23 protein-coding genes and 1 tRNA gene are annotated in these 26,204 nt (G+C 70.2%); 20 read left to right on the top strand and 4 right to left on the bottom strand.

Going from position 1 to position 26,204, the window contains the following annotated elements; translation table 11 throughout:
• Positions 1-88: 88 nt before the first annotated feature.
• From OHA17_RS25560 to OHA17_RS25535, 6 genes are all read left to right on the top strand, one after another.
• On the top strand, positions 89-1,120 hold the full coding sequence (locus OHA17_RS25560) for an ABC transporter substrate-binding protein (protein ID WP_406508529.1): 1,032 nt from the start codon (positions 89-91) through the stop codon (positions 1,118-1,120).
• Positions 1,121-1,122: 2 nt separating this feature from the next.
• Positions 1,123-1,965, top strand: coding sequence for a siderophore-interacting protein (locus OHA17_RS25555; protein WP_406508528.1), 843 nt, complete (start codon positions 1,123-1,125; stop codon positions 1,963-1,965).
• A gap of 826 nt (positions 1,966-2,791) precedes the next feature.
• Positions 2,792-4,240 (top strand): pyridoxal phosphate-dependent decarboxylase family protein, encoded by a 1,449-nt coding sequence (locus OHA17_RS25550; RefSeq protein ID WP_406508527.1) that lies wholly within the window; start codon positions 2,792-2,794, stop codon positions 4,238-4,240.
• Positions 4,224-5,519: a lysine N(6)-hydroxylase/L-ornithine N(5)-oxygenase family protein gene (locus tag OHA17_RS25545; RefSeq protein ID WP_406508526.1), complete on the top strand. Its 1,296-nt coding sequence runs from the start codon at positions 4,224-4,226 to the stop codon at positions 5,517-5,519. Before OHA17_RS25550 ends, OHA17_RS25545 begins: the two co-directional genes overlap by 17 nt.
• The gene (locus tag OHA17_RS25540) at positions 5,516-6,070 is read left to right on the top strand and encodes a GNAT family N-acetyltransferase (protein WP_406508525.1); all 555 of its coding nucleotides are present in this window, start codon (positions 5,516-5,518) and stop codon (positions 6,068-6,070) included. Before OHA17_RS25545 ends, OHA17_RS25540 begins: the two co-directional genes overlap by 4 nt.
• Positions 6,067-7,836, top strand: coding sequence for an IucA/IucC family protein (locus tag OHA17_RS25535; RefSeq protein WP_406508524.1), 1,770 nt, complete (start codon positions 6,067-6,069; stop codon positions 7,834-7,836). Before OHA17_RS25540 ends, OHA17_RS25535 begins: the two co-directional genes overlap by 4 nt.
• 60 nt (positions 7,837-7,896) lie before the next feature.
• Here the strand turns inward: OHA17_RS25535 and OHA17_RS25530 are convergent, their stop codons facing one another.
• Positions 7,897-9,489, bottom strand: coding sequence for a beta-N-acetylhexosaminidase (locus OHA17_RS25530; protein ID WP_406508523.1), 1,593 nt, complete (start codon positions 9,487-9,489; stop codon positions 7,897-7,899).
• Between the two features lie 176 nt (positions 9,490-9,665).
• Here OHA17_RS25530 and OHA17_RS25525 point away from each other — a divergent pair, with 176 nt between their 5' ends.
• The 3 genes from OHA17_RS25525 to glmS all read left to right on the top strand — a co-directional run bounded on the left by OHA17_RS25525 (position 9,666) and on the right by glmS (position 12,803).
• Positions 9,666-10,550, top strand: a complete 885-nt coding sequence (locus OHA17_RS25525; RefSeq protein ID WP_406508522.1) for a DUF4429 domain-containing protein — start codon at positions 9,666-9,668, stop codon at positions 10,548-10,550.
• A gap of 98 nt (positions 10,551-10,648) precedes the next feature.
• On the top strand, positions 10,649-10,930 hold the full coding sequence (locus tag OHA17_RS25520; protein WP_053723696.1) for a hypothetical protein: 282 nt from the start codon (positions 10,649-10,651) through the stop codon (positions 10,928-10,930).
• 55 nt (positions 10,931-10,985) lie between these two features.
• Positions 10,986-12,803 carry a glutamine--fructose-6-phosphate transaminase (isomerizing) gene (gene glmS, locus OHA17_RS25515; protein WP_406508521.1) on the top strand — a complete coding sequence of 606 codons (1,818 nt, stop codon included), beginning with the start codon at positions 10,986-10,988 and terminating at the stop codon, positions 12,801-12,803.
• A gap of 105 nt (positions 12,804-12,908) precedes the next feature.
• Here glmS and OHA17_RS25510 read toward each other — a convergent pair whose 3' ends face one another.
• Entirely contained in the window at positions 12,909-13,478 is a 570-nt protein-coding gene (locus OHA17_RS25510) for an acetate uptake transporter (protein WP_053723698.1), read from the bottom strand.
• A gap of 165 nt (positions 13,479-13,643) precedes the next feature.
• Positions 13,644-14,165 (bottom strand): universal stress protein, encoded by a 522-nt coding sequence (locus OHA17_RS25505; RefSeq protein ID WP_053723699.1) that lies wholly within the window; start codon positions 14,163-14,165, stop codon positions 13,644-13,646.
• A 444-nt stretch (positions 14,166-14,609) separates the two neighbouring features.
• On the opposite strand from OHA17_RS25505, the gene OHA17_RS25500 reads away from it, so the two are divergent.
• From OHA17_RS25500 to OHA17_RS25485, 4 genes are all read left to right on the top strand, one after another.
• Positions 14,610-14,930: a hypothetical protein gene (locus OHA17_RS25500; RefSeq protein WP_398872132.1), complete on the top strand. Its 321-nt coding sequence runs from the start codon at positions 14,610-14,612 to the stop codon at positions 14,928-14,930.
• Positions 14,931-15,317: 387 nt separating this feature from the next.
• The gene (locus OHA17_RS25495) at positions 15,318-16,568 is read left to right on the top strand and encodes a helix-turn-helix domain-containing protein (RefSeq protein ID WP_053723701.1); all 1,251 of its coding nucleotides are present in this window, start codon (positions 15,318-15,320) and stop codon (positions 16,566-16,568) included.
• 10 nt (positions 16,569-16,578) lie between these two features.
• Positions 16,579-17,181 carry an oligoribonuclease gene (gene orn / locus OHA17_RS25490; RefSeq protein WP_053723702.1) on the top strand — a complete coding sequence of 201 codons (603 nt, stop codon included), beginning with the start codon at positions 16,579-16,581 and terminating at the stop codon, positions 17,179-17,181.
• A 133-nt stretch (positions 17,182-17,314) separates the two neighbouring features.
• A tRNA-His gene (locus tag OHA17_RS25485) sits at positions 17,315-17,387 on the top strand.
• Between the two features lie 90 nt (positions 17,388-17,477).
• On the opposite strand, the gene OHA17_RS25480 is transcribed toward OHA17_RS25485, so the two are convergent.
• Positions 17,478-18,509, bottom strand: coding sequence for a LacI family DNA-binding transcriptional regulator (locus tag OHA17_RS25480; protein WP_406508520.1), 1,032 nt, complete (start codon positions 18,507-18,509; stop codon positions 17,478-17,480).
• Between the two features lie 251 nt (positions 18,510-18,760).
• On the opposite strand from OHA17_RS25480, the gene OHA17_RS25475 reads away from it, so the two are divergent.
• From OHA17_RS25475 to OHA17_RS25445, 7 genes are all read left to right on the top strand, one after another.
• Complete coding sequence (locus OHA17_RS25475; protein WP_406508519.1) at positions 18,761-20,080, top strand: extracellular solute-binding protein; 1,320 nt, start codon at positions 18,761-18,763, stop codon at positions 20,078-20,080.
• 2 nt (positions 20,081-20,082) lie between these two features.
• Positions 20,083-21,078, top strand: a complete 996-nt coding sequence (locus OHA17_RS25470; protein ID WP_406508518.1) for a carbohydrate ABC transporter permease — start codon at positions 20,083-20,085, stop codon at positions 21,076-21,078.
• A complete protein-coding gene (locus tag OHA17_RS25465; RefSeq protein ID WP_406510811.1) occupies positions 21,036-21,917 on the top strand; it encodes a carbohydrate ABC transporter permease in 882 nt (293 codons plus the stop codon). The genes OHA17_RS25470 and OHA17_RS25465 overlap by 43 nt, the downstream gene beginning before the upstream one ends.
• 160 nt (positions 21,918-22,077) lie before the next feature.
• Positions 22,078-23,481: a GH1 family beta-glucosidase gene (locus OHA17_RS25460; RefSeq protein ID WP_406508517.1), complete on the top strand. Its 1,404-nt coding sequence runs from the start codon at positions 22,078-22,080 to the stop codon at positions 23,479-23,481.
• A 65-nt stretch (positions 23,482-23,546) separates the two neighbouring features.
• On the top strand, positions 23,547-25,196 hold the full coding sequence (locus OHA17_RS25455; protein WP_406508516.1) for a bifunctional aspartate transaminase/aspartate 4-decarboxylase: 1,650 nt from the start codon (positions 23,547-23,549) through the stop codon (positions 25,194-25,196).
• Between the two features lie 50 nt (positions 25,197-25,246).
• Positions 25,247-26,011 (top strand): MerR family transcriptional regulator, encoded by a 765-nt coding sequence (locus OHA17_RS25450; protein WP_406508515.1) that lies wholly within the window; start codon positions 25,247-25,249, stop codon positions 26,009-26,011.
• Positions 26,012-26,031: 20 nt separating this feature from the next.
• Entirely contained in the window at positions 26,032-26,199 is a 168-nt protein-coding gene (locus OHA17_RS25445) for a hypothetical protein (RefSeq protein WP_406508514.1), read from the top strand.
• The last annotated feature ends 5 nt before the right edge of the window (positions 26,200-26,204 follow it).

Here is a 26,204-nt window from a genome sequence, read left to right as displayed (position 1 = left end):
CTGGACAGGCGATGAGGTTAGGCTAACCTATCTTCGCAACCAGCCAGTGGCCGGTCCCCGGCACGTACGTATGAAAGCGGACACCGTCATGCCCCTCGCCCGAGCGTCCCTGCCCACCCGTCGCGGCCTGCTGGCCATGGGCGGCGCGATCGGCATCGGCGCCGCGCTCACCGCCTGCGGCGGCGGCGACAAGAAGAGCGGCTCGGCGGACAGCGGCAAGACGGCCAAGTCCGGGCCCTGGTCGTTCAAGGACGACCGCGGGAAGACCGCCGAGACCAAGGCGCTGCCGAAGAACATCGTCGCCTACACCGGCACCGCGGCCGCCCTGTTCGACTACGGGATCCAGGTCAAGGGCGTCTTCGGGCCCACAAAGACGAAGGACGGCAAGGCCGATGTGCAGGCCGGAGACCTCGACATCAGCAAGGTCGAGATCATCGGCAACACCTACGGCGAGTTCAGCGTCGAGAAGTACGCGGCGCTCCAGCCCGACGTGCTGATCACGGACATGTGGCAGAAGGACGTCCTCTGGTACGTGCCGGACAACAGCAAGGACAAGATCCTCGCGCTGGCGCCGAGCGTGGCCCTCTGGGCGGCCGACCAGAGCATGCCCGCGGCCCTTCAGCGCCGCGTGGACCTCGCCAAGTCCCTTGGCGCCGACGTCAACGCGAAGAAGGTCACCGACGCGAAGGCCGCCTTCGAGAAGGCCTCCGCCCGGCTGCGCGCCGCCGCGAAGGCGAACCCCGGGATCCGGGTGCTGCTCGGCTCGGCGAGCCCGGACCTGTTCTACGTCTCCGAGGCCAAGCGGAGCTGCGACACCCGGTACTTCCAGGAGCTGGGCGTCCGGTTCGTCACCCCGAAGGTCGACTCGCAGGGCTTCTTCGAGTCGCTCAGCTGGGAGAACGTCGCCAAGTACCCGGCGGACCTGATCCTCATGGACAACCGCACCGGCACCCTGCAGCCGGGCGACCTCGGCAACAAGCCGACGTGGGGGCAGCTGCCCGCCGTCAAGGCCAACCAGGTCGTGCCGCGCCTGACCGAGCCGATCTACTCCTACGCGCGCGTCGCGCCCATCGTCGACGCGCTCGCCAAGGCCATCGAGAACGCGAAGAAGGTCGCCTGACGATGCCCGCACCGGCCGAGAACGCCACTGCCCCCTTCCGCCTCTTCGATCTGCGCGTGGTACGGGCCCGGCGGCTCGGCCCGTCGCTGATGCGGGTCACCTTCGGCGGCTTCGGCGACGAGGACCTCTCGTCGTTCGCCGCCGGAGGCCGCGACCAGAGCCTGTCCCTCTTCCTGCCACACCCCGGCCAGGAGGCGCCCGTCCTGCCGCCCACCGATGGCGCGGAGGGCTGGTGGGGCGCGTACCGCGCGCTGCCCGACGACGTACGGGCCGTCATGCGCTCGTACACGGTCCGCGCGCAGCGCCGCGCTCCTGACGGGGCGTGCGAACTCGACATCGACTTCGCGCTGCACGACGACGGCGGGCCCGCGTGCCGCTGGGCGGGCTCCGCGCGGCCGGGCGCCCGGGTTACGGTCCTCGGCCCGGCCGTCGCGGACAACACGGCGGTACGTTTCCGACCGCCGGCCGGGACCGACTCCGTCGTCATCTGGGCCGACGAGACGGCGCTGCCGGCCGCGGCGGCCATCCTCGAATGGCTCCCCTCGGGCATGCCGGCCCGGGTCTGGATCACGGTGCCGTCCGCCGGGGACGCGATGCCGTTGCCGACGGCGGCGGACGCGGAGGTGACGTGGCTGCCGGAGGCCTCGGCCTCCGCCCTGGACGCGATCGACTCCGCGCCCCTGCCCGGCGCCTCCCCGTACGTCTGGATCGCGGGCGAGGCATCCCAAGTACGTTCGCTGAGGCGGCACTTCGTGGGGGAGCGCGGGGTGGACCGGGGGCGGGTGACGTTCGTGGGGTACTGGCGCCGGGGCCGGTCGGAGGATGAGCTTCGGGCGGCGGCGTAGGTGTTGAGTGCCGGGGGGGGGCTGGCGTGCGCGGGGTTCACTTCATCCACCCGCTGCGCGGGGCCGTTCGGCTCGACCCCTGGGGAGGCTCACCCACCCACGTTCCACCCGGGGCCGGGATGCCGCCCCCCGAGCCCCGGGCACCCCTCGGAGGTCAGGCACCCCTCGGGGCTCCGCCCCGAACCCCGGAGGTTTCCCACCCAACCGCCCGTTACCCAGCGCTGGGTGGGCTGGGCCCCAGGGGCACTGGCCCACCCTCCCGCCCGTGACGGAGGTCGAAAGGTTCGCCCCCTGGGGCTACGCCCCAAACCCCCGCGGGGGGGGCTACGCCCCCTGCACCCCCTTCGGGGCACCCCCCGGGCCACCAATCCCTGCGAGCCCGCCTCGCCAACACCCGACGCCGCCGGTCACGTCCACGGACGTGGCGTACCGATCTTGGGCGCCCAACCTCCGACACACGAGCCGACATACGCGGGGCCGGGCGGCCTGCTCAGCGCCGTACATCACTTGCGTGGACACGAGCCACGCCGCCCACCCTCCAACTCACCGAACCCGCAAGGCCATCAGGCGCCGGACCAACCCGATCTCGCCGGAGGTGCGGGCGGGAGCCCACCCCTCCGGCCCGCGGCCGCCAACGGCGAGGCACCCACTACTGGCGCCCGAACCCTCCGGCCCAGCAGAACGGGTGGGCAGGGTGGGGAACCCCCGCCCCCCGCATTGAGCCCACCACTAAGGTTAGGCTAACCTCACTTACGAGATCGCGGCCCTCGCAACACCCCCCTTCCCGCCCGGAGGGCCCGCCGCTCCCGACCCGGAGGACACCCCCATGCGTTCGCATCTGCTCAACGACACGACCGCGGAGCACTACCGGCGCTCCGTGACCGAAGGAGTCGAGCGGGTGGCGCGCAAACTCGCCACGACCCGGCAGCCGTTCAGCGGCGTCGGCGTCGACGAGCTCGCCCCGGTCATCGACGGCATCGACCTCGACGCCCCGCTCGGCGACGCCTCCGCCGTCCTGGACGAGCTCGAAGACGTCTACCTCCGCGACGCCGTCTACTTCCACCACCCCCGCTACCTCGCCCACCTCAACTGCCCGGTCGTCATCCCCGCCGTGCTCGGCGAGGCCGTGCTCTCGGCCGTCAACTCCTCGCTCGACACCTGGGACCAGAGCGCCGGCGGCACCCTCATCGAGCGCCGGCTCATCGACTGGACCGCACAGCGCATAGGCCTCGGCCCCGCCGCCGACGGCGTGTTCACCAGCGGCGGCACCCAGTCCAACCTCCAGTCGCTGCTGCTCGCCCGCGAGGAGGCCAAGACGACCGACCTCGCCAGACTGCGCATCTTCGCCTCCGAGTGCAGCCACTTCAGCGTGCAGAAGTCGGCCCAACTGCTCGGCCTGGGACGGGACGCGGTCGTCGCCGTCCCCACCGACCACGACAAGCGCATGCAGACCCTCGGTTTGGCCCGCGCCCTGGAGCACTGCGTGAGCGAGGGCAACGTACCCATGGCGGTCGTCGCCACCGCCGGGACCACCGACTTCGGCTCCATCGACCCGCTGCCCGGCATCGCCGAGCTCTGCGCCCAGTACGGCGCCTGGATGCACGTGGACGCCGCCTACGGCTGCGGGCTGCTCGCCTCGCCGACCCTCGCCCGCCGCGCCCTGCTCGACGGCATCGAGCGCGCCGACTCCGTCACCGTCGACTACCACAAGTCGTTCTTCCAGCCGGTGAGTTCGAGCGCCGTCCTGGTCCGCGACGGGGGCACGCTGCGCCACGCGACGTACCACGCCGACTACCTCAACCCGCGCCGCGCGGCCGAGGAGCGCATCCCCAACCAGGTGGACAAGTCGCTCCAGACCACCCGCCGCTTCGACGCCCTGAAACTGTGGATGACCCTGCGCACCATGGGCGCCGACGGCATCGGCTCGCTCTTCGACGAAGTGTGTGAACTGGCCGAGCAGGGCTGGCAGTTGCTCGCCGCCGACCCCCGCTACGACGTCGTCGTGCAGCCCACGCTCTCCACCCTCGTCTTCCGCTACATCCCCGACACCGTCACCTCGCCCGCCGAGATCGACCGTGCCAACCTCTACGCCCGCAAGGCGCTCTTCGCGTCCGGCGAGGCCGTCGTCGCCGGGACCAAGTCCGGCGGCCGCCAGTACCTGAAATTCACCCTGCTCAACCCCGAGACGAGCGTCGACGACATCGCCGCCGTACTCGACCTGATCGCCGGCCACGCCGAGCAGTACCTGGGAGAGAACCTTGTCCACGCGTCCTGAAGCCCCCGGCACGTCCGAGGCGTACGACTTCATCGGGATCGGGCTCGGCCCCTTCAACCTCGGGCTCGCCTGCCTCATCGAGCCCATCGACGAGCTGAACGGGCTCTTCCTTGAGACCAAGCCCGACTTCGAGTGGCACTCCGGAATGTTCCTGGAGGGCGCCCACCTCCAGACCCCGTTCCTGTCCGACCTGGTCACCCTCGCCGACCCGACCTCGCCGTACTCCTTCCTCAACTACCTGAAGGAATCGGGGCGGTTGTACTCGTTCTACATCCGCGAGAACTTCTATCCGCTGCGCACCGAGTACAACGACTACTGCCGCTGGGCCGCCGGAAAGCTGAGCTCGATCCGCTTCGGCCGGACCGTCGAGTCGGTGACGTACGACGAGAAGAGCGAGCTGTACGCCGTCGCCACCACCACCGGCGACACCTTCCGCACCCGCCGTCTCGTGCTCGGCACCGGCACCCCGCCGCACATCCCCGAGCCCTGCCGGGGCCTCGGCGGCGACCTCCTGCACAACTCCCGCTACCTGGAGAACAAAGAGGCGCTCCAGGCGAAGGAGTCGATCACGATCGTCGGCTCCGGGCAGTCCGCCGCCGAGATCTACTACGACCTGCTCTCCGAGGCCGACGTCCACGGCTACCGGCTGAACTGGGTGACGCGCTCGCCCCGCTTCTTCCCCCTTGAGTACACCAAGCTCACGCTGGAGATGACGTCCCCGGAGTACATCGACTACTTCCACGCGCTGCCCGAGGCCACCCGCTACCGGCTCGAATCGGCGCAGAAGGGGCTCTTCAAGGGCATCGACTCGGAGCTGATCGACGCCATCTTCGACCTGCTCTACCAGAAGAACCTCAAGGGGCCCGTTCCTACTCGCCTCCTCACCAACTCCGCGCTCGGCTCGGCCAGTTACGACACCACGACGGGTACGTACACGCTGGGCCTGCGCCAGGAGGAGCAGGAGAAGGACTACACCCTCAGCACCGAGGGCCTGGTCCTGGCCACCGGCTACCAGTACGCCGAGCCGGAGTTCCTCACGCCCGTCACCGACCGGCTGCGGCGCGACGGGCGCGGGCGCTTCGACGTGGCCCGCAACTACTCGATCGACACCACCGGCCACGGCGTCTTCCTCCAGAACGCCGGCGTGCACACCCACTCGATCACCTCGCCCGACCTCGGCATGGGCGCCTACCGCAACGCGTACATCATCGGCGAGCTGCTCGGCCGCGAGTACTACCCGGTCGAGAAGTCCATCGCCTTCCAGGAGTTCGCCATATGAGCCACCAGACCACCCTCGGGTCCTTCACCTTCCGGCCGCTCGACCCGCTGTCCGACGCCGAGCTCGTGCACTCCTGGGTGACCCACCCCAAGGCCGCGTTCTGGCTGATGCAGGACGCGAAACTCCAGGACGTCGAGCGCGAGTACATGGCGATCGCCGCCCACCCGCACCACCACGCCCTCGTCGGCCTGCACGACGGCGAGCCCGCGTTCCTGATGGAGCACTACCACCCGGCGTACGTCGAACTGGTCGGCCTGTACGAGCCGTTGCCCGGCGACGTCGGCATGCACTTCCTGGTCGCCCCGACCGACACCCCGGTGCACGGCTTCACGCGGGCCGTCATCACCGCCGTGATGGAGGAGCTGTTCACCGACCCGGCCACCGAGCGCGTCGTCGTCGAGCCCGACGTCGACAACAAGGCGGTGCACGCGCTGAACGCGGCCGTCGGCTTCGAGATCGCCGAGCGGATCGCCAAGCCCGAGAAGGACGCCTACCTGTCCTTCTGCACCCGACAGCAGTTCCGTACGACCCTAGGGGCAGCAGCACGATGACCACCGACACCGCGGTCACCCACCTCACCCCCGAGCTGTGGGCCGAGGCCAACCGGCTCCTGATCCGCAAGGCGCTCGCCGAGTTCGCCCACGAGCGCCTCCTCACCCCCGAGCCGCTCGGCGACGACCGGTACGCCGTCCGCTCCGACGACGGCTCGATCGAGTACCGCTTCACCGCGTCCCGGCTCTCCCTCGACCACTGGCAGGTGTTCGCCGAGTCGATATCCCGGCACGGCTCCGATGGCCAACTCCCGCTGGACGCACTGGACTTCTTCCTCGAACTGCGCGGCTCGCTGGGCCTGAGCGACGCGATCCTTCCGGTGTACCTGGAGGAGATCTCCTCCACCCTGTCCGGCACCGCATACAAACTGACGAAGCCTCAGATATCGTCCACCGAGCTCGTCCGCTCCGGCTTCCAGGCCATCGAGACGGGCATGACCGAGGGCCACCCCTGCTTCGTCGCCAACAACGGCCGGCTCGGCTTCGGCGTCCACGAATACCTCGCGTACGCCCCCGAGACCGCGAGCCCGGTACGGCTGCTGTGGCTGGCGGCCCGCCGCGACCGCGCCACCTTCACGGCGGGCGCGGGCCTGGACCACGAGGCGCTGATGCGCACCGAACTCGGCCGGGACACCCTCGACCGGTTCGCCGCACGGCTGGCCGAACGCGGCCTGGACATGGCCGACTTCCTCCTCCTGCCGGTGCACCCGTGGCAGTGGTGGAACAAGCTGTCCGTGACCTTCGCCGCCGAGATCGCCCAGGAGCGCCTGGTGCTGCTCGGCGAGGGCGACGACGACTACCTCGCCCAGCAGTCGATCCGTACCTTCTTCAACACGAGCGACCCGGCCAAGCACTACGTCAAAACGGCGCTCTCGGTCCTCAACATGGGCTTCATGCGCGGGCTTTCGGCCGCCTACATGGAGGCGACGCCAGCCATCAACGACTGGCTGGCGGGGCTGATCGCGGCGGACGACACGTTCCGCGCGGCCCGGTTCTCGATCATCCGCGAGCGGGCGGCGATCGGCTACCGCCACGAGCAGTACGAGCGGGCCACCGACCGCTACTCCCCGTACCGCAAGATGCTGGCCGCGCTGTGGCGCGAGAGCCCGGTGCCTTCGCTCCGGCCGGGCGAGCGCCTCGCCACGATGGCCTCGCTGCTGCACACCGACCACGAGGGCGCGTCCTTCGCGGGCGCCCTGATCGCCGAGTCGGGCCGCACCCCGGCCGAGTGGCTGCGCGGCTACCTGGACGCGTACCTGGTGCCGGTCCTGCACTCCTTCTACGCGTACGACCTGGTGTTCATGCCGCACGGCGAGAACGTGATCCTGGTCCTCGCCGAGGACGGCACGGTCTCGCGGGCGATCTTCAAGGACATCGCCGAGGAGATCGCGGTCATGGACCCGGACGCGGCGCTGCCGCCGGCCGTGGAGCGGATCCGCGCGGACGTCCCCGAGGACATGAAGCTCCTTTCCGTGTTCACGGACGTCTTCGACTGCTTCTTCCGCTTCCTGAACGCGGCGCTGGTGACGGAAGGAGTACTGGAGGAGTCCGCGTTCTGGCGGACGGTGACGGACTGCGTCACCGCCTACCAGGCCTCGAAGCCCGAACTGGCCGACAAATTCAAGCAGTACGACCTGTTCGCCCCGGACTTCGCCCTGTCCTGCCTGAACCGCCTCCAGCTCCGCAACAACGAACAGATGGTGGACCTGGCGGATCCGGCGGGCGCGCTGCAACTGGTGGGAACGCTGAGCAACCCCATCGCCTGACGCGTTACGTGCCGGAGGGGATCGGTTCCGGCAGGACCGATCCCCTCCGGCTTCGGGGGATCAAACCCAGGGCACCACGGGCGACCGGTAGAAGTTGATCCCCAGCGCCGCCATCCGCGGCCCCTGCTGCGCGAGCCGGGTCTTGTACGACGCCCAGTCGTGCGTGGACGCCGGCGACCACCCGATCTCCGCGATCCCCTGGAGCCGCGGGAACGCCATGTACTCGATCTGGGAGGAATTGGTCAGCGTCTCCGACCAGATCGGCGCCTCGACGCCCAGCACGGCCTTCGCCGGCACCCCCGCGATGAAGGTGTCCGGATCCCACGCGTACGACTTGTCGACGTCGACGTATCCGGCCCAGCTGGTCCCGAGCGGAGACTTCGCGTCGTACTTCATGTCGAGGTAGGCGTGGTTGGCGGGCGACATCACGAGCCGGGTGCCCGCCTGCGCCGCCGCGGCGACGTCCGTCTCGTTGCCGAGCGTGCCCCAGTACTGGGCGACGGCCCCCTTGACGGGCGTGGCCCCGGCGATCTGGTGCCAGGCCATCACGGTCTTGCCGTACTTGCCGACGACCGGCTGGGCCTTGTCCATGAAGCTGACGTAGTCGTCGTGCGAGGTGGAGTGCGCCTCGTCGCCGCCGATGTGGACGTACCGCCCGGGCGTGAGGGCCGCGACCTCGCGCACCACGTCGTCGAGGAACTTGTACGTCACGTCCTTGGGCACGCACAGCGAGCTGAAGCCCACGTTGGTGCCCGTGTACAGCGGGGGCGCGACGCCGTTGCAGTTGAGCTCGGCGTAGGAGGCGAGGGCCGCGTTGGTGTGTCCCGGGGTGTCGATCTCGGGGACGACCTCCAGATAGCGGGAGGAGGCGTAGGCGACGATCGCCTGGTAGTCGGCCTTGGTGTAGTAGCCGCCCTTGCCGCCGCCGACCTGCGTCTGGCCGCCGTACGTGGCGAGCCTGGGCCAGGAGTCGACGGCGATGCGCCAGCCCTGGTCGTCGCTGAGGTGCAGATGCAGTTCGTTGATCTTGTAGAGGGCGAGCTGGTCGATGTACCGCTTGACCTGGTCGACGCTGAAGAAGTGCCGCGAGACGTCGATCATCGCGCCCCGGTAGGCATAGCGCGGGGAGTCGGCGATCGTGCCGCCCGCGATCTTCCAGGGACCGGTCTGCTTCGTCCGCTTCTCCACGGCCGCGGGCAGCAGCTGCCGCAGCGTCTGTACGCCGTGGAAGAGGCCGGCGGGTTTGTTGGCGGTGATGGTGAGCGAGCCGCCGCCCGAGGAGAGCCGGTAGCCCTCGTCGCCGAGGCCCTGGTCACCGGCGCCGAGCAGCAGCCGGATCCCGTCGCTGCCGGCCGCGCTGGTGACGGGCAGCCCGTACCCGGTGGAGGGGCGGAGCACGCCCGCCAGGTAGTCGCCGATGCGCTGGGCGTCGGGCGAGCCCGGGGCGACCCTGATCTTGGTGGCCGAGCCGATGGTGTACGCGGAGCCGCCCGTGGAAACGGAGGCGGGGGCGGGCACGATCTGGCCCAGCGGGCGGGGTGCGCCCGCCGCCGCGGGGGCCGCGGAGGCCCCGATACTGGTGAGCCCGGCGGCCGCGACCAGAACCAGGGAGCCGAGGAGCCGGGCGAATGTCCTGCGCTGTCTCTGTCTCACAAGCGGTTCCCTTCCAAGGGGTCGCGCAACTGTGGGGGCTGAGCAACCGAACACTTCCCATGGGACCGGGGATCCCACCCGGGGTCAAGGTGAAGAGCGGCACCGCAGGGAGTACCGGAACCGCCCGATGTCCGCAAGTCGATCATCACGGCAGAGGCCGGTGAAACAATCCCCGCATGGCGGAAATCATCCAGAAGGACGGCACCTGGGTCTTCGACGGCGAGACGCTGCGGATCGTGCCGGGCAGCGACAAGTCGGTCGGTCTGCTCCAGCGGACGCTCGGGGAGATAGCGGTGCCGCTGCGCGCGGTGGCGGGCATCGCGTACGAGCCGGGGCGCAAGACGGGGCGGCTCAGGCTGCGGCTGCGGGACGGGGCGGATCCGCTGCTCCAGGTCACCGGCGGAAAGCTGCCGGAGGCCTCGGACCCGTACGTCCTGACCGTGGAGACCCGGACGTCGGCCGTGGCCGAATACATGGTGGACGAGGTGCGCAACGCGCTGCTGCTCGACGAGGTGCCGGACGGGCCCGTCGACACCTACCTCATGCCGGGCCCTGCGGTGCCGATGACGGTGGGCGCCGGCGATGCCACGGTCACCTTCGACGGGCGCACCGTGCACCTGGAGTGGACCTGGCACACCGACGACAAGAAGACGGCGGCCGGGCCGGTCACCCTCCCCCTCGACGAGCTGACGGGGGTGGTCTGGCAGCCCGCGCGCGGCCTGAGCGACGGCTGTCTGCGCTTCGTCACCAGCCCGAACGCCCCGCGGCTCGCCCCCGGCCACGACCCGATGGCGGTCGAGCTGAACGGCTTCAAGAAGGACCCGCTGATGGCGCTGCTCGCCTCGGCGGTGGTGGTCCGGATGCCGCACCCGCACGCCCCGCACCGGGAACTGGCGGCCGCGGCCCCCAAGTCCCTGGAAGCGGCGCCCGCCGCCCCGGCCGCCGAGGACCACGACGTACTGCTCCGCCGCCTGCGCGAGCTCGGCGACCTGCACCGGAGCGGCATCCTCACGGACGAGGAGTTCTCGGCGGCCAAGCAGGCGGTCCTCAAGCGCCTGTGAAGCCGTTCTGGTCCAGACCAGACGCGTGATCATGTGAATCCTGCCCGGAATCGGGCAGGATTCTTGCGTGCGGGCCCGATAGCCCGCAATATCGACGGGTGCTCGAACGCCGCAACCCGTCGTCCCACGACGACCTCGTAGATCATCTGGTGCGCAGCACCGCGCTCCAGCGCGGTGAAGCGGCCCGGGTGGTGCTTGAGGTGCTGGCGTACTTCGACGAGACGTGCGAGGAATTCGTCCGCCGGCGCCACCGTGAACTGCAGTCCGGGGGCGCGGTGAACGCGGAGATCTTCGAGCGGATCGCGGCAGAGCTGCCGCACCGCGCCGTGGCGCCACCGGAGCTCTCGCTCCGGCAGCTGCGCCGCATCGTCTACGGCTGAGCAGGCTTCGAGCACCGCAGGAACTTTTGTACATCGATGGAGGGGCAGAGACTCTATGTGCGGAATCGTCGGTTATATCGGCAAGCGTGATGTGGCTCCGCTGCTGCTGGAAGGCCTGCAGCGGCTGGAGTACCGGGGTTACGACTCCGCGGGCATGGTCGTCAACACCCCCAAGTCCGGGGCCCTGAAGATGGTCAAGGCCAAGGGCCGCGTCCGCGACCTGGAGGCCCGCGTCCCCAAGCGCTTCGCCGGCACCACGGGCATCGCCCACACCCGCTGGGCCACCCACGGCGCCCCCTCCGACGTGAACTCGCACCCGCACCTCGACCCCGAGAACAAGGTCGCCGTCGTCCACAACGGCATCGTCGACAACGCCGCCGAGCTGCGCGTCAAGCTGGAGGCCGAGGGCGTCGTCTTCGCCTCCGAGACCGACACCGAGGTCATCACCCACCTGATCGCCCGCTCCCAGGCCGACTCCCTTGAGGAGAAGGTCCGCGAGGCGCTCAAGGTCATCGAGGGCACCTACGGCATCGCCGTGATGCACGCCGACTTCGCCGACCGCATCGTGGTCGCCCGCAACGGCTCCCCGGTCATCCTCGGCATTGGCGAGAAGGAGATGCTCGTCGCCTCCGATGTCGCCGCTCTGATCGCCCATACCCGCCAGGTCGTCACCCTCAACGACGGCGAGATGGCGACCCTGAAGGCCGACGACTTCCGGACGTACACGACCTCGGGCACGCTCACCAACACCACCCCCGAGACCGTCGAGTGGGAGGCCGCCTCCTTCGACATGGGCGGCCACGACACGTACATGCACAAGGAGATGAGCGAGCAGGCCGAGGCCGTCGACCGCGTGCTTCGCGGCCGCATCGACGACCGGTTCTCGACCGTTCACCTCGGTGGCCTGAACCTGGACGCCCGCGAGGCGCGCGGCGTGCGCCGCATCAAGATCCTCGGCTGTGGCACCAGCTACCACGCGGGCCTGATCGGCGCCGGCCTCATCGAGGAGCTGGCCCGCATCCCCGCGGACGCCGAGCCGGCCTCCGAGTTCCGCTACCGCAACCCGGTCGTGGACCCCGACACCCTGTACATCGCGGTCTCGCAGTCCGGTGAGACGTACGACGTGCTCGCGGCGGTGCAGGAGCTCAAGCGCAAGGGCGCCCGCGTGCTCGGCGTCGTGAACGTCGTCGGCTCGGCGATCGCCCGCGAGGCGGACGGCGGCACCTACGTGCACGCCGGGCCCGAGGTCTGCGTCGTCTCCACCAAGTGCTTCACCAACACGGTCGTCGCGTTCGCGCTGCTCGCGCTGCACCTCGGCCGGATCCGCGACCTGTCGGTGGCCGACGGCAAGCGGATCATCGAGGGCCTGCGCAAGCTGCCCGGCCAGATCGAGGAGATCCTGGCCATGGAGCCGGAGATCGAGAAGCTGGCCAAGGAGTACGCGGGCGCCCAGTCGATGATGTTCATCGGGCGTGTGCGCGGCTACCCGGTCGCCCTGGAGGCCTCCCTGAAGCTCAAGGAGATCTCCTACATCCACGCCGAGGCCTACCCCGCCTCCGAGCTGAAGCACGGCCCGCTCGCGCTCATCGAGCCCGCGCTGCCGACGGTCGCCATCGTCCCGAACGACGACCTCCTGGAGAAGAACCGCGCCGCCCTGGAGGAGATCAAGGCCCGCAGCGGCCGCATCCTCGCGGTCGCGCACCAGAACCAGGAGAAGGCCGACCACACCATCGTCGTGCCGAAGAACGAGGACGAGCTGGACCCGATCCTCATGGGCATCCCGCTCCAACTCTTCGCCTACCACACGGCGTTGGCGATGGGCCGCGACATCGACAAGCCGCGCAACCTGGCCAAGTCGGTCACCGTCGAGTAGTCCGTACGCGTAGTCCCTACGCGCAGAAAAGGGCGACCCCGGCCATCGGCGGGGGTCGCCCTTCTGCGTGCCGGTGCTGCCCAGGCACCGGCCTGCGGCTGCCGTTCAGCCGGTGGCCGTCACCCCCCGGCCGGCAGCGCGTCGGGGCAGGGCGGTGGGCCATTTGGCGAGCGAGGCCGTCGCCCCGTACCAGGCCGCGGCGCCCGCGACGGTGGCCACCCAGCCGGCCACCTTGCCGAGCGAGGAGCTGTCGGCGAACTGACCGATGGCCAGGAGCACCAGGGCGAGGAAGAGCAGTCCGTACGTACCCTGCCGGAAGAGCCCGGAGCCGGCCGAACCCGCTGCCAGGCTCAGCGCCAGGAGCGCGAAGAGGACCAGGAAGAGGCCGGCCGCGTTGGCCGAGAACTTGGTGTTCGCGCCCGCGGCCCAGGTGAACCAGAAGGCGCCCAGGCCCGCGAAGGCGGTGCCGGTGAACGCGTCCTGATCGCGGAAGGCGAGGACGCCGAGGACGAACAGGCCGATGCCGCCGACGTAGGTCGCGACCGAGACCGAGTCGGCCACCGTCACGCCGTCGATCACGCGGGTGTTGCCGAGGCCGAAGGCCAGCAGAGTGAGTCCGAGTGCGAGGTGACCGAGAGTGGAGGTGGTGCTTCCCGCGGGAACTTCGTTGTCCACGGCGGGCTCCCTTCATGTGCGGTTGTGCTGCTTCCCAGCGAGGCTTATCTACCCTTCACAAGGGCACAATCCACCCCTACGCATGGGTAGATTCGCCTGCGCACAAAGGAAGTTGACGCTTCATCAGCGAAACATCACGCCGGTCCCAACTGGGACAACGCCCGATTACGGGATGACGACGACGGGGCGCTGCGCCCGCCGCGCGAGCCGGCCCGCGACCGAGCCGAAGATCCGCCCGACGATGCCGTGCGTGGAGCCGACGACGATCGCGTCCGCCGCGTACTCGCGCCCGACTTCTTCCAGTTCGTGGCAGATGTCGCCGCCGCGCTCGACCAGGATCCAGGGCACCTCGGCGAGATAGTCGGCGCAGGCGAGTTCGAGCCCGAGCACCTCGGTGCGGTGGTCGGGGACATCGACGAAGACCGGCGGCTCGCAGCCCGCCCACACCGTGGTGGGCAGCCGGTTGGCGACATGGACGATGATCAGCCCCGAGCCGGACCGCTTGGCCATGCCGATGGCGTAGGCGAGGGCCCGCTCACTGGACGTCGAGCCGTCGAAGCCGACGACGACGCCGTGCCGGAACGCGGGATCGCAGGAATGTCGTGGTTCTGGCACCGCCTGGAGGTCCGACGTGGGGTCGGCTACCTGCTTGCGGTCCGCGGGTTCGGAGAATTCGTGACCGGCCATGGGTGTCTCGGCGAAGGAGGTCCTCAGTCGGGGGACAGCGGGGACAAGTGAGCAACAACGAGTCGGCGGCGGAGCTGTGTCCGGGAATCATCTTCCCAACCCCATACCCCCAAGGGTACGGCGACACTCCTCTCCTGCCCAGAGCCGCCGAACCTACTCGGCGTTCCCCGGAGCATGCACGAGCCCGCCCCGGATGGCAATGCCCGGTGCCCTTTACAGCGGTCCCCCGCGGCCGTTCTCCGCCTCCGCACCGATGATCTTTCAGTTACTGGACGGACCGCTTCCGCGTTAGAGGCGTGATCTCGCCCGACCTCGATCAGGAAGCACCCCCTCGTGCCCGCTCCCCCGGCCACCCACCCGCCCGTCCCCGCCGCCCCGCCCGGCCCCCGTCTCCGGCCGTCCGGAGTATCGTCCGCGGCTGAATCCGTACGTACCAACCGGTCCGTGAACGCCGAACCACTCTGGGCGGCCGCCCGCCCCCCGGCCGACCCGGCGGGCGACGTCGTCCGCTGGGCGGCGTTCAGCTGTGTGCTCGTGCCGGTGGTGCTCATCGTGTACGGGTCCTCGTTCGCGGGGGCGTTCGGCTCCGCCCTCGGCCTGACGGCCGTGACCGCCGTATGCCGGCTGCTGCTGCGCCAGTCCGAGCGGGCGGCCGCCGAGGAACGGGCACGGCCGTCGCTTCCGGTGTCCGGACGGCACGCCCGACCGGCTCCGGGAGCGCGTCGCGGTGGGCGTCACGCGGGGGGATGTACACCCGGGAGGTGAGCCGATCGCACACCTGGACCCGTATGTTTTCGGCCAACTTCCCCCGGTGGCGTATTCCTTGGCCAAATGGCCTGCCAACCCCCTTGCCACCAGGGAGGAAAGGACCATTGCGGCCTCTGGCACCATACGGGTACGGGCCATCCCCATGAGGCGCACTTCCCCTGCAGGGCCCACGAGTGAAACGCTTCGTGATCGAAAGCTTCGCGCCAAGTTGCCTTGTCGACATAGCGCTGGGTGCCGGACTTGTCACGCCGGCGCCACGGGACGCAGTAGATTCGATCATGCGTATCGAAGGCTGGGGACTCGTGCAAAACCGAGGGGAAAAGTGCAGGAGCGACAGGCCCGACAAGAACGGGGAGCCGCGAACACCGAGGGGGGCTTAGCGCCATGAGCCAGGACTCCGCTGCCGCATCACCGGAGACCGCAAGGAAGCTGGCCGGCCGCCGACGCCGGGAAGTCGTCGCCGTACTGCTGTTCAGTGGCGGCCCCATCTTCGAAAGTTCCATTCCGCTCTCCGTGTTCGGAATCGACCGTCAGGACGCGGGAGTTCCGCGTTACAGACTGCTGGTGTGTGCCGGTGAGGAAGGACCCCTGCGGACCACAGGGGGACTCGAACTCACCGCGCCCTACGGTCTGGAAGCAATCAGCAGGGCGGGAACGGTGGTGGTGCCCGCGTGGCGTTCCATCACCTCGCCGCCCCCGGCAGCCGCGCTCGACGCGCTGCGCCGGGCACACGAGGAAGGGGCAAGGATCGTCGGGCTGTGCACCGGCGCGTTCGTGCTCGCCGCGGCCGGTCTTCTGGACGGCCGCCCGGCGACGACGCACTGGATGTACGCGCCGACACTGGCCAAACGCTATCCATCAGTACACGTGGACCCGAGGGAGCTCTTCGTCGACGACGGGGACGTCCTCACCTCGGCCGGAACCGCGGCCGGAATCGATCTCTGTCTGCACATCGTGCGGACGGACCACGGCAGCGAGGCGGCCGGCGCGCTGGCCCGCCGACTGGTCGTGCCGCCGCGCCGCAGCGGCGGGCAGGAGCGCTATCTCGACAGGTCTTTACCTGAGGAGATCGGCTCCGACCCGCTGGCCGAGGTCGTCGCCTGGGCGCTGGAGCACCTCCACGAGCAGTTCGACGTGGAGACCCTGGCCGCGCGGGCGTATATGAGCCGTCGCACCTTCGACCGTCGTTTCCGCTCGCTGACCGGATCGGCCCCCCTCCAGTGGCTGATCACCCAGCGGGTCCTGCAGGCCCAGCGCCTGCTGGAGACGTCCGACTACTCCGTGGACGAGGTGGCGGGCCGCTGCGGCTTCCGCTCCCCGGTCGCGCTGCGCGGGCACTTCCGCCGCCAGCTCGGCTCGTCCCCGGCGTCGTACCGGGCGGCCTACCGGGCGCGGCGGCCACAACCGGAACCCAGCGCGGGCCCCGTCGCGGTGCCCATGCCGGCTCCGGTGCCGGAGACCGTTCTGCCCCAGGCGCTCCCCCAGGCCCGGCGGACGGCGGCGGCCAGCGCGGTGGTGGGGCCGGGTGCGACCTCGCACACCGCGGCGGAGCCGGGGAAACCCAGCTCCGATCTGTACGCCTCCGGCTACACCGGTGGCCGTCCGAGTCTGCCCGGTCAGCGGAGCGCCCCGTAGGGTAAGACGCATGAACGACCGCATGGTGTGGATCGACTGCGAGATGACCGGGCTCTCGCTGGCGGACGACGCACTCATCGAGGTGGCCGCACTGGTCACCGACTCGGAGCTGAACGTACTCGGTGAAGGGGTGGACATCGTGATCCGTCCCCCGGACGCCGCGCTGGAGACCATGCCGGAGGTGGTGCGCACCATGCACACCGCCTCCGGGCTCCTCGACGAGCTGGCCGGCGGCACCACGCTGGCCGACGCCGAGGAGCAGGTCCTCGCGTATGTACGTGAGCACGTCAAGGAGCCGGGCAAGGCGCCGCTGTGCGGAAACTCGGTCGGCACCGACCGCGGGTTCCTGCTGCGGGACATGCCGAGCCTGGAGTCCCACCTCCACTACCGGATCGTGGACGTCTCCTCCGTGAAGGAGCTCGCCCGCCGCTGGTATCCGCGGGCGTACTTCAACAGCCCGGACAAGAACGGAAACCACCGGGCGCTGGCGGACATCCGCGAATCCATCGCGGAGCTCCGCTACTACCGGGAGGCGGTCTTCGTGCCGCAGCCGGGCCCGGACTCGGACACCGCGAAGTCGATCGCGGCGAAGTACGTCCTGCCTGCGGAGTAGCCCTTCGCAGGGGGTCCGGGAGGGTGCCTCGAAACATGTGCGCGAGCACCCTCCCGGACCCTGTACACTTTTTCTCGGCCGGTAGGGAAGCCCCCAGGGACTTCCCAAGACCACAACAGTCCGGTCATGCATGGTGGGTATAGCTCAGCTGGTAGAGCACCTGGTTGTGGTCCAGGATGTCGCGGGTTCGAGTCCCGTTACTCACCCTGATGGAAGAAGGCCCGGGCCGCGAAAGCGGTTCGGGCCTTCTTCTTGTTCCGGCCCTTCTTCTTGTTCCGGGCCCTCGATGCCTCTGTTTACGACGATGCCCGTACGACGAGTTCCGTGGGGAGCATCAGGCTCGGGCGGGCCGGTTCGGTGGCGGTGATCTCGGCGAGCAGCAGCTCGGCCATCGCGCGGCCCATCTCCTCCGTCGGCTGGCGCACGCTGGTCAGCGGCGGGTCCATGTGGCGGGCTATCGCCGAGTCGTCGAAGCCGATCAGGGCGGTGTCCTCGGGGATGCGGCGGCCGCCCTCGCGCAGGATCTGGCGGGCGCCGGAGGCCATCACGTCGGACGCGGCGAAGACCGCGTCGAGGTGCGGGGCGCGTTCGAGGAGCTCGGTCATCGCGCGGCGGCCGCCCTCCTCGGTGAAGTCGCCGTGCGCGGCCAGTTCGTCCAGGCCCGCCGCCGCGAGAGCCGCCCGGTAGCCGTCGAGGCGGCGGCGGGCTCCGTACACGTCCAGGGGTCCGGTGATCGTCGCTATGGAGCGCCGGCCGCGGGCGGCGAGGTGGGCGACGGCGGTGCGGGCGCCCTCGTAGTTGTCGCAGTCGACCGAGGCGAGCGGTTCGTCCTCGCGGCGGCGGCCGCTGATGACGACCGGGATCCCGAGCTGTTCGAGCAGGTCGGGCAGCGGGTCGTCGGCGTGCACGGAGACGAGCAGCACGCCGTCCACGCGGTGGGACGCGAGGTACTGGGCGAGCCTGCGCCGCTCCCGGTCGCCGCCGACCAGGGTGAGCAGGAGCTGCATCTCGGTGTCGGCGAGCGCCGCGCCCACCCCGCGCACGATGTCGGAGAAGTACGGCTCGGCGAAGAAGCGGGCCTCGGGCTCGGGGACGACCAGGGCGATGGCGTCGGTGCGGTTCGCGGCAAGGGCGCGGGCCGCCCGGTTGGGTACGTAGCCGAGTTCGGCGACGGCGGCCTCGACGGCGGCCCGGGTCTCGTCGCTGACCCGGGGCGAGCCGTTGATCACCCGGGACACGGTGCCCCGGCCGACCCCGGCCCTGGCCGCCACTTCTTCGAGCGTGGGCCGTCCGGCACCGCGGCCCCTGACCGTGCGGGCTGCTGTCACGTCTGCCTCCCCAACTCGCGCAACTCCGGTGAAAGTAACAGTCCCGGCCGGACGGGGAACCTCATCCGCTGCCATTGCGCGGTCCCTTGACAGTCCAACAGGGAGCCGCAACCCTTCAACACATCACGGCTGGGAGCGCTCCCACACTAGTAGGTCACTACACCTTTCGCATACCTTCCGCCCGCGCCGACGCGCCTCAACTGGCTTGGCCCGGACGACAGTTGGAGGAAGCAATGCGCACGCGTACACGTATGTCCAGGCGCCTCGCGGCCCTCGCGGCCGTGGCCGCGCTGGGCACCGGGCTGCTCGCCGGCTGCGCCGACGACGGCACGTCCCCGGCGGCCGACGGATCGTCGGCGGGAGGCGGCGGGGGCGGCGCGAAGACCACCCTCACCGTCGGCGTCTTCGGCGCGTTCGGCCTGAAGGAGGCCGGGCTCTATGACGCGTACATGAAGCTCCACCCGGACATCGAGATCAAGCAGACCTCGATCGAGCGGAACGAGAACTACTACCCGCAGCTCCTGACCCACCTCGGCTCGGGCAGCGGGCTCGCCGACATCCAGGCCGTCGAGGTCAGCAACATCGCCGAGGTCACCGCGACCCAGAGCGGCAAGCTGCAGGACCTGTCCAAGGCGCCCGGCGTGAACAAGGACGACTTCCTGCCGTGGAAGTGGGCCGAGGGCACCGCCAAGGGCGACAGGACGGTCGGCCTCGGCACCGACACCGGGCCGACCGGCATCTGCTACCGCAAGGACCTGTTCGCCAAGGCGGGCCTGCCCACCGACCGGGACGCCGTGGGCAAGCTGTGGGCGGGCGACTGGAACAAGTATCTGGAGGTGGGGCGGCAGTACAAGGCGAAGGCCCCGGCGGGCACCGCCTTCGTGGACTCCGCCTCCGGCGTGCTGAACTCGATCACCGGGGCCGGCGCCACCCGCTACTACGACGCCGACGGCAAGGTCGTCTACAAGACCAACCCGGCCATAAAACAGGCCTGGGACACCGCGGCCGCGTTCGCGACCGACGGGCTCACCGCCAAGCTCCAGCAGTTCCAGCCGACCTGGGACCAGGGCTTCGCCAACGCCTCCTTCGCCACCGTGTCCTGCCCGGCGTGGATGCTCGGCTACATCCAGGACAAGGCGGGCGCCGCCGGCAAGGACCAGTGGGACGTGGCCGCGGCCCCCAAGCCGTCCAACTGGGGCGGCTCCTTCCTCACCGTGCCCTCGGCCGGCAAGCACACGGCGGAGGCCGCCAAGCTCGCCGCCTGGCTGACCGCGCCCGCCCAGCAGGCCGTCCTGTTCGAGAAGCGCGGCAGCTTCCCGAGCGCGAAGGCCGCGTACGGACTGCCCGCGGTGGCGAACGCCCAGCACGCCTACTTCGGCAACGCGCCCATCGGCCGGATCTTCGCGCAGGCCGCCGAGGGCACCCCGGTGCAGACCCTCGGCCCGAAGGACCAGATCATCCAGCAGAACCTCTCCGACATCGGCATGCTCCAGGTCGAGCAGAAGGGCAAGTCGCCGCAGCAGGGCTGGGACGCCGCGGTGAAGGCGATCGACAACGCGCTGGACCAGTGACGATGGCGAGCGACACCACGGCCGCCGTGCCCTCCCCCGGTCCCGGGCAGGAGGGCACGGCCCCCGCCCGGGCCGGTGCACAAGAGCGGCGCAGCCGCCGCTACCGGCGCGATGTGCGCTGGAGCCCGTACGCGTTCATCGCGCCCTTCTTCCTGTTCTTCGCGGCCTTCGGCCTCTTCCCGCTCCTCTACACGGGCTGGGCCTCGCTGCACCAGGTCGAGCTGACCTCGCCGGACGACATGACGTGGGTGGGCCTCAGGAACTTCTCGCGCCTGCTCTCGGACGACTTCTTCTGGAACGCGCTGCGCAACACCGTCACCATCGGGATCCTCTCCACCGTGCCGCAGTTGCTCGTCGCGCTCGGCATCGCCCATCTGCTCAACTACAAGCTGCGCGGCTCGATGTTCTTCCGGGTCGCCGTCCTCACCCCGTACGCCACCAGCGTGGCGGCCGCGACGCTGGTGTTCGTGCTGCTCTTCGGGCGCGACTACGGAATGATCAACTGGGCGCTCGGGCTCGTCGGCTTCGAGCACATCGACTGGCAGAACGGCGGCTGGAGCTCGCAGCTGGCCGTGTCCACCATCGTCATCTGGCGCTGGACCGGCTACAACGCGCTGATCTACCTGGCCGCGATGCAGGCGGTGCCCGCCGACCTGTACGAGTCGGCGGCGCTCGACGGGGCCTCGCGGTGGCAGCAGTTCCGCCATGTGACGATCCCGTCGCTGCGCCCGACCATCCTGTTCACCGCGGTCGTCTCCACGATCGGCGCCACCCAGCTGTTCGGCGAGCCGCTCCTGTTCAACGGCTCCGCGGGCGCCACCGGCGGCTCGGACCACCAGTTCCAGACGCTCGGCCTCTACCTGTACGAACAGGGCTGGGTGAATCTGCACCTGGGCCGGGCCTCGGCGATCGCCTGGGCGATGTTCCTGATCCTGCTCCTCATCGGCGCGGTGAACTGGCTCATTTCCCACAAGTTGCGCAAGGGGATGACGAGTTGAGAGCTCAGCGTGCCGGCCGCCAACTGCACGGCGGCCGCCTCACCCACGCCGTCCTGATCGTGTTCACCGCCGGATCGCTCTTCCCGCTGATCTGGACGGCGGTGGCCGCCTCCCGCACCAACACCCGGCTCGCCCAGACGCCCCCGCCGTTCTGGTTCGGCTCCCACCTGTTCAAGAACCTCCGGATCGCCTGGACCGACGCCAACATGGGCACGGCCCTGCTCAACACGACGATTGTGGCGGGCTCCATCGCGGCCGGCACGGTCTTCTTCTCCACGCTGGCCGGCTTCGCCTTCGCCAAGCTGCGCTTCCGCTTCAAGAACCTGCTGCTGCTCCTGGTGATCGGCACGATGATGGTGCCGCCCCAGCTCAGCGTCGTACCGCTGTACATGCTGGTCGCCAAGCTGTCCTGGACCGACCAGCTCCAGGCCGTCATCCTGCCCACCCTGGTCAGCGCGTTCGGGGTGTTCTTCATGCGGCAGTACCTGGTGGGGGCGCTGCCCACCGAGCTGATAGAGGCCGCCCGGGTGGACGGGGCGAGCAGCTGGCGGGTGGTGTGGCACATCGTGTTCCCGGTCGCGCGGCCCGCGATGGCGGTGCTCGGGATGCTGACGTTCGTAATGGCCTGGAACGACTTCTTCTGGCCGATCATCGCGCTGACCCAGAACGGCAGCCCCACCGTCCAGGTCGCCCTGACCGGCCTCGGCCGCGGCTACATCCCCGACCAGTCCGTCATCATGGCCGGCGCCCTGCTCGGCACGCTGCCGCTGCTGCTCGCGTTCGTGCTGTTCGGACGGCAGATCGTGGGCGGGATCATGCAGGGCGCGGTTAAAGGGTGAGGGGCGCCTCTGTTGTGCTTCACCTGCGGGCCGGTGGGGGCTGGGCGCGCAGTTCCCCGCGCCCCTGCCAGTACTGGTATTGCGCAGCGTGCTTCTCCAAGGCCGCTGCGGCCAAAAGGCGGCCAATTCCCTCTGTCCATCCGTACGTTGGGAGCGCAACATGTCCGACCGCTTTCCCCCCGATTTCCTCTGGGGCGCCGCCACCTCCGCCTACCAGATCGAGGGGGCAGCGGCCGAGGACGGGCGCACCCCGTCGATCTGGGACACCTTCAGCCACACCCCGGGCCGCACCGCCGGCGGCGACACCGGTGACATCGCGGTGGACCACTACCACCGCATGCGCGAGGACATCGCGCTGATGGCGGAGCTCGGCCTCACCTCCTACCGCTTCTCCGTCTCCTGGTCGCGGGTGCAGCCCACCGGCCGCGGGCCCGCCGTCCAGCTCGGTCTCGACTTCTACCGGCGCCTCGTCGACGAGCTGCTCGACCGGGGCATCGAGCCCGCGCTCACCCTCTACCACTGGGACCTGCCGCAGGAGCTTGAGGACGCCGGCGGCTGGCCGGCCCGGGACACCGCCTGCCGTTTCGCCGAGTACGCGGCCCTGGTGGGGGCCGCGCTCGGCGACCGGGTCGAGCGGTGGATCACCCTCAACGAGCCCTGGTGCAGCGCCTTCCTCGGGTACGGGTCGGGGGTGCACGCGCCAGGACGGACCGACCCGGCGGCCGCGCTGCGAGCGGCCCACCACCTCAACTTGGCTCACGGGCAGGCGACTTCGGCCCTGCGGGCCGTGATGCCGGCCCGCAACCGGATCGCGGTGAGCCTCAACTCTGCGGTCATCAGGCCACGTTCACAGGATCCGGCGGATCTGGAGGCGGCCCGCCGGATCGACGACCTGGCCAACGGCGTCTTCCACGGGCCGATGCTGCACGGCGCGTACCCGAAGCACCTGTTCGCGGACACGGCGTCCGTCACCGACTGGGCCTTCGTGCACGACGGTGATCTCCGCGCGATCCACCAGCCGCTCGATGCCCTCGGCCTCAACTACTACACGACGTCCCTGGTGTCGGCCGCCGACCCGGAGCGGGCGGACGGCCGCGCCGACGGCCACGGCGCGAGCACGCACTCGCCCTGGCCGGGCGCCGCCTCGGTCGCCTTCCACCAGCCGCCCGGCGAGCGCACCGCGATGGGCTGGGCCATCGACCCGTCGGGCCTGTACGACCTGCTGCTGCGCTACACCAAGGAGGCGCCCGGCCTGCCGCTCCTGGTCACCGAGAACGGCGCGGCCTGCGACGACAAGCCCGGCCCCGACGGCGCGGTGCACGACCCGGACCGCATCGGCTATCTGCGCGACCACCTCGCGACGGTGCGCCGCGCGATGGAGGCGGGCGCGGACGTGCGGGGCTACTACCTCTGGTCGCTGATGGACAACTTCGAGTGGTCGTACGGGTACGGCAAGCGGTTCGGCGCGGTGTACGTGGACTACGAGACGCTGGCCCGCACCCCGAAGTCGAGCGCCCGCTGGTACGCGGAGCTGGCCCGGACGGGTGAACTACCCGAGGCGTGACGCGGCGGCGGGGCGAGGGCGGGCACCTCATCCCTGAGCTCCGCTGCCGTACGTAAGGAAGCCCCGTGCCCAGGACCAGGTTCACCCGTGCGGAAATCCAGTCGTTCGCGCGGCTCTCGCCGTTCGAGCTGAAGGACAGGTTCATCGAGATCGCGCAGGCGGTCCAGGAGGACGAGCCCGGCCAGAAGGAGAAGTCGGCGCGGCAGATGCTGAACGCGGGCCGCGGCAACCCGAACTGGGTCGCCACCGGACCGCGCGAAGCCTTCCACGCCCTCGGCTGCTTCGCCCTCGCCGAGTCCCGCCGGGTGTGGACCGCCGACGACCTCGGCGGCATGCCGGAGAAGAGGGACGCGGCCGGCCGCTTCGACTCCTTCGCCCGCCGGCACCCGGGCCTGCCCGGCATCGAGCTCCTCCAGCGGTCCATCGCGTACGCCGTCGAGCGCTTCGGCTTCGACCGGGACGCGTTCGTGCACGAGCTCACCGACGGCTCGATCGGCGACAACTACCCGGTTCCGGACCGGATGTTGACGCATGCCGAGCAGATCGTGCGCGGCTACCTCACCGACGAGCTGTTCGACCGGCGGCCCCCGGAGGGCGAGATGTCGCTGTTCGCGACCGAGGGCGGCACGGCGGCCATGTGCTACGTCTTCGACTCGCTGATGAAGAACGGGCTCCTGGCGAAGGGCGACCGGATCGCCCTGATGGTGCCGGTGTTCACCCCGTACGTGGAAATCCCCGAGCTCGACACGTACGAGTTCGACGTGGTGCGCGTCGAGGCGAGCCTGTTCGCCGAGACCGGGGTGCGCGAGTGGCGCTATCCGGCGGAGGAGGTCGCCAAGCTCGCCGACCCGGGCGTGAAGCTGGTGTGCCTGGTCAACCCGTCGAACCCGCCCTCGCTGGCGCTGAGCGGGCGGGTCGCGCACCAGATCGGGGAGATCGTCGCCGGGCCGAATCCGAATCTGCTGATCGTCACGGACGACGTGTACGGCACGTTCGTGGAGGGCTTCCGCTCGATCGCCGCCGAGCTGCCGCGCAACACGCTGCTCGTGTACTCGTACTCCAAGCACTTCGGCTGCACGGGGCACCGGCTCGGCGTGATCGGCCTGCACGACGACAACGTGATCGACGAGCTGATCGCGGGGCTGCCCGAGGCCGAGCGGGAGCGCCTGAACGGGCGCTACGGAACCCTGACCCTGGAGCCGGAGATGCTCCGCTTCATCGACCGCCTGGTCGCCGACTCGCGCCAGGTCGCCCTCAACCACACCGCCGGTCTTTCGCTGCCGCAGCAGGTGATGATGGTGCTGTTCTCGCTGTTCGCGATGCTGGACGAGGGGCAGGCGTACAAGCACCGCATCCGCGCGATCGTCCGCCGGCGCCTCGAACTCCTCCTTGAGGGCGCCCAGATGAAGATCGCGGACGATCCGCAGCGGGCCGGGTACTACATCGAGCTCGATCTGCTCGCCGAGGCCGAACGCGTCCACGGCAAGGGCTTCGCGGACTTCCTGGAGAGTGCGTACGAGCCCGCCGACCCGCTGTTCCGGCTGGCCGAGCAGACCGGCGTGGTGCTGCTCAACGGCGGCGGCTTCCGGGGCCCGCAGTGGTCGGTCCGAGTCTCGCTCGCCAATCTGGACGACCTCGACTACCTCAAGATCGGCCACCATCTGCGGGCGATCTTCCACGACTACGCCGAGGAGTGGCAGGCGTCCCGCGCATGAGGGCGCGCGGGGCTTGAACCTCACGCGGCGTGAGGATGCACAGTGGCTCCATGAGCGAATCCACCTGGAAGGTGGGTCCCCTGGCCGAGGCCAGCGGGCTCACCGTCCGCACGCTGCACCACTGGGACACCATCGGCCTGCTCTCTCCGTCCCGCCGTACGTCGGGAGGCCACCGGGAGTACACCGAGGACGACATCGCCCGCCTCTACCAGGTGCTCGCCCTGCGCGGCCTGGGCCTGGGCCTCGACACGATCGCCGTGTGCCTGGACTCCGGGGTCGACCCGATGCGGGTCCTGCGCGACCACCGCGAGAGCGTCGAGGCGCACCTCGCGGCGCTCACCGGCCTGCGCGACCGGCTCGTCCACATCGAACAGGAGGTGGCGGACGGCCGGGCGCCGACGACCTCCGCGGTCCTCGACGCGCTGCGCGCCACCGGCGCCGCGAGCCCCGCCACCGAACAGGCGGTACGCCGTCACTTGGACGACGACCAGCTACGCGCCCTTGGCACCCACGCCGCGGCCATCGGCCCGGCCGCGCACTACCTGCTGGAGGTCGAGTGGCCCGAACTGTACCGCCGGGCCGAGCAGTTGAGGCTCTCCGGCACCCCGCCGACCGATCCGCGCGTACGCAAGCTGGCGGCCCGGATGGACGAGCTGGGCGCCCTGTTCAGCGGCGGCGACCAAACGCTCTCGGCGGGCGTACGCACCGCGTGGCGCGAGGACCCGGCGGCGCTGTCGGGGGACGCGTCGGCACGGCCGGGCCAGTGGGACGGCCTGACGGACTACTTGGACGCGGCCCGAGAGAGGTCGAAGTGATGAGGAGGGAACCGCGCGTCATGATCAACAAGTACTCGCTCCTGCCGTTCCTGCTGATCGCCGTGCCGCTGGTGTGCGTGCTCGCGGGATTCGGGGTGATCGGGTGGGGCGTGGTGCCGGCGGTGGTGATCGCGGTGGGGGTGCTTGCGCTGGTGGCGAAGGCGGTCGCGAGGTCCACCACGCGCTGAGCGCG

Source organism: Streptomyces sp. NBC_00212 (assembly GCF_045206365.1).
In the GTDB taxonomy this organism is placed as follows: domain Bacteria; phylum Actinomycetota; class Actinomycetes; order Streptomycetales; family Streptomycetaceae; genus Streptomyces.
This window is presented reverse-complemented; position numbering and strand designations above follow the sequence as displayed.

Coding starts and splice junctions, on each gene's coding strand:
- OHA17_RS25445 (WP_406508514.1), top strand. CDS start 26,032: ATGATCAACAAGTACTCGCTCCTGCCGTTCCTGCTGATCGCCGTGCCG.
- OHA17_RS25525 (WP_406508522.1), top strand. CDS start 9,666: ATGGCGGAAATCATCCAGAAGGACGGCACCTGGGTCTTCGACGGCGAG.
- OHA17_RS25460 (WP_406508517.1), top strand. CDS start 22,078: ATGTCCGACCGCTTTCCCCCCGATTTCCTCTGGGGCGCCGCCACCTCC.
- OHA17_RS25540 (WP_406508525.1), top strand. CDS start 5,516: ATGAGCCACCAGACCACCCTCGGGTCCTTCACCTTCCGGCCGCTCGAC.
- glmS (WP_406508521.1), top strand. CDS start 10,986: ATGTGCGGAATCGTCGGTTATATCGGCAAGCGTGATGTGGCTCCGCTG.
- OHA17_RS25505 (WP_053723699.1), bottom strand. CDS start 14,165: ATGGCCGGTCACGAATTCTCCGAACCCGCGGACCGCAAGCAGGTAGCC.
- OHA17_RS25475 (WP_406508519.1), top strand. CDS start 18,761: ATGTCCAGGCGCCTCGCGGCCCTCGCGGCCGTGGCCGCGCTGGGCACC.
- OHA17_RS25535 (WP_406508524.1), top strand. CDS start 6,067: ATGACCACCGACACCGCGGTCACCCACCTCACCCCCGAGCTGTGGGCC.
- OHA17_RS25550 (WP_406508527.1), top strand. CDS start 2,792: ATGCGTTCGCATCTGCTCAACGACACGACCGCGGAGCACTACCGGCGC.
- OHA17_RS25450 (WP_406508515.1), top strand. CDS start 25,247: ATGAGCGAATCCACCTGGAAGGTGGGTCCCCTGGCCGAGGCCAGCGGG.
- orn (WP_053723702.1), top strand. CDS start 16,579: ATGAACGACCGCATGGTGTGGATCGACTGCGAGATGACCGGGCTCTCG.
- OHA17_RS25555 (WP_406508528.1), top strand. CDS start 1,123: ATGCCCGCACCGGCCGAGAACGCCACTGCCCCCTTCCGCCTCTTCGAT.
- OHA17_RS25560 (WP_406508529.1), top strand. CDS start 89: ATGCCCCTCGCCCGAGCGTCCCTGCCCACCCGTCGCGGCCTGCTGGCC.
- OHA17_RS25470 (WP_406508518.1), top strand. CDS start 20,083: ATGGCGAGCGACACCACGGCCGCCGTGCCCTCCCCCGGTCCCGGGCAG.
- OHA17_RS25495 (WP_053723701.1), top strand. CDS start 15,318: ATGAGCCAGGACTCCGCTGCCGCATCACCGGAGACCGCAAGGAAGCTG.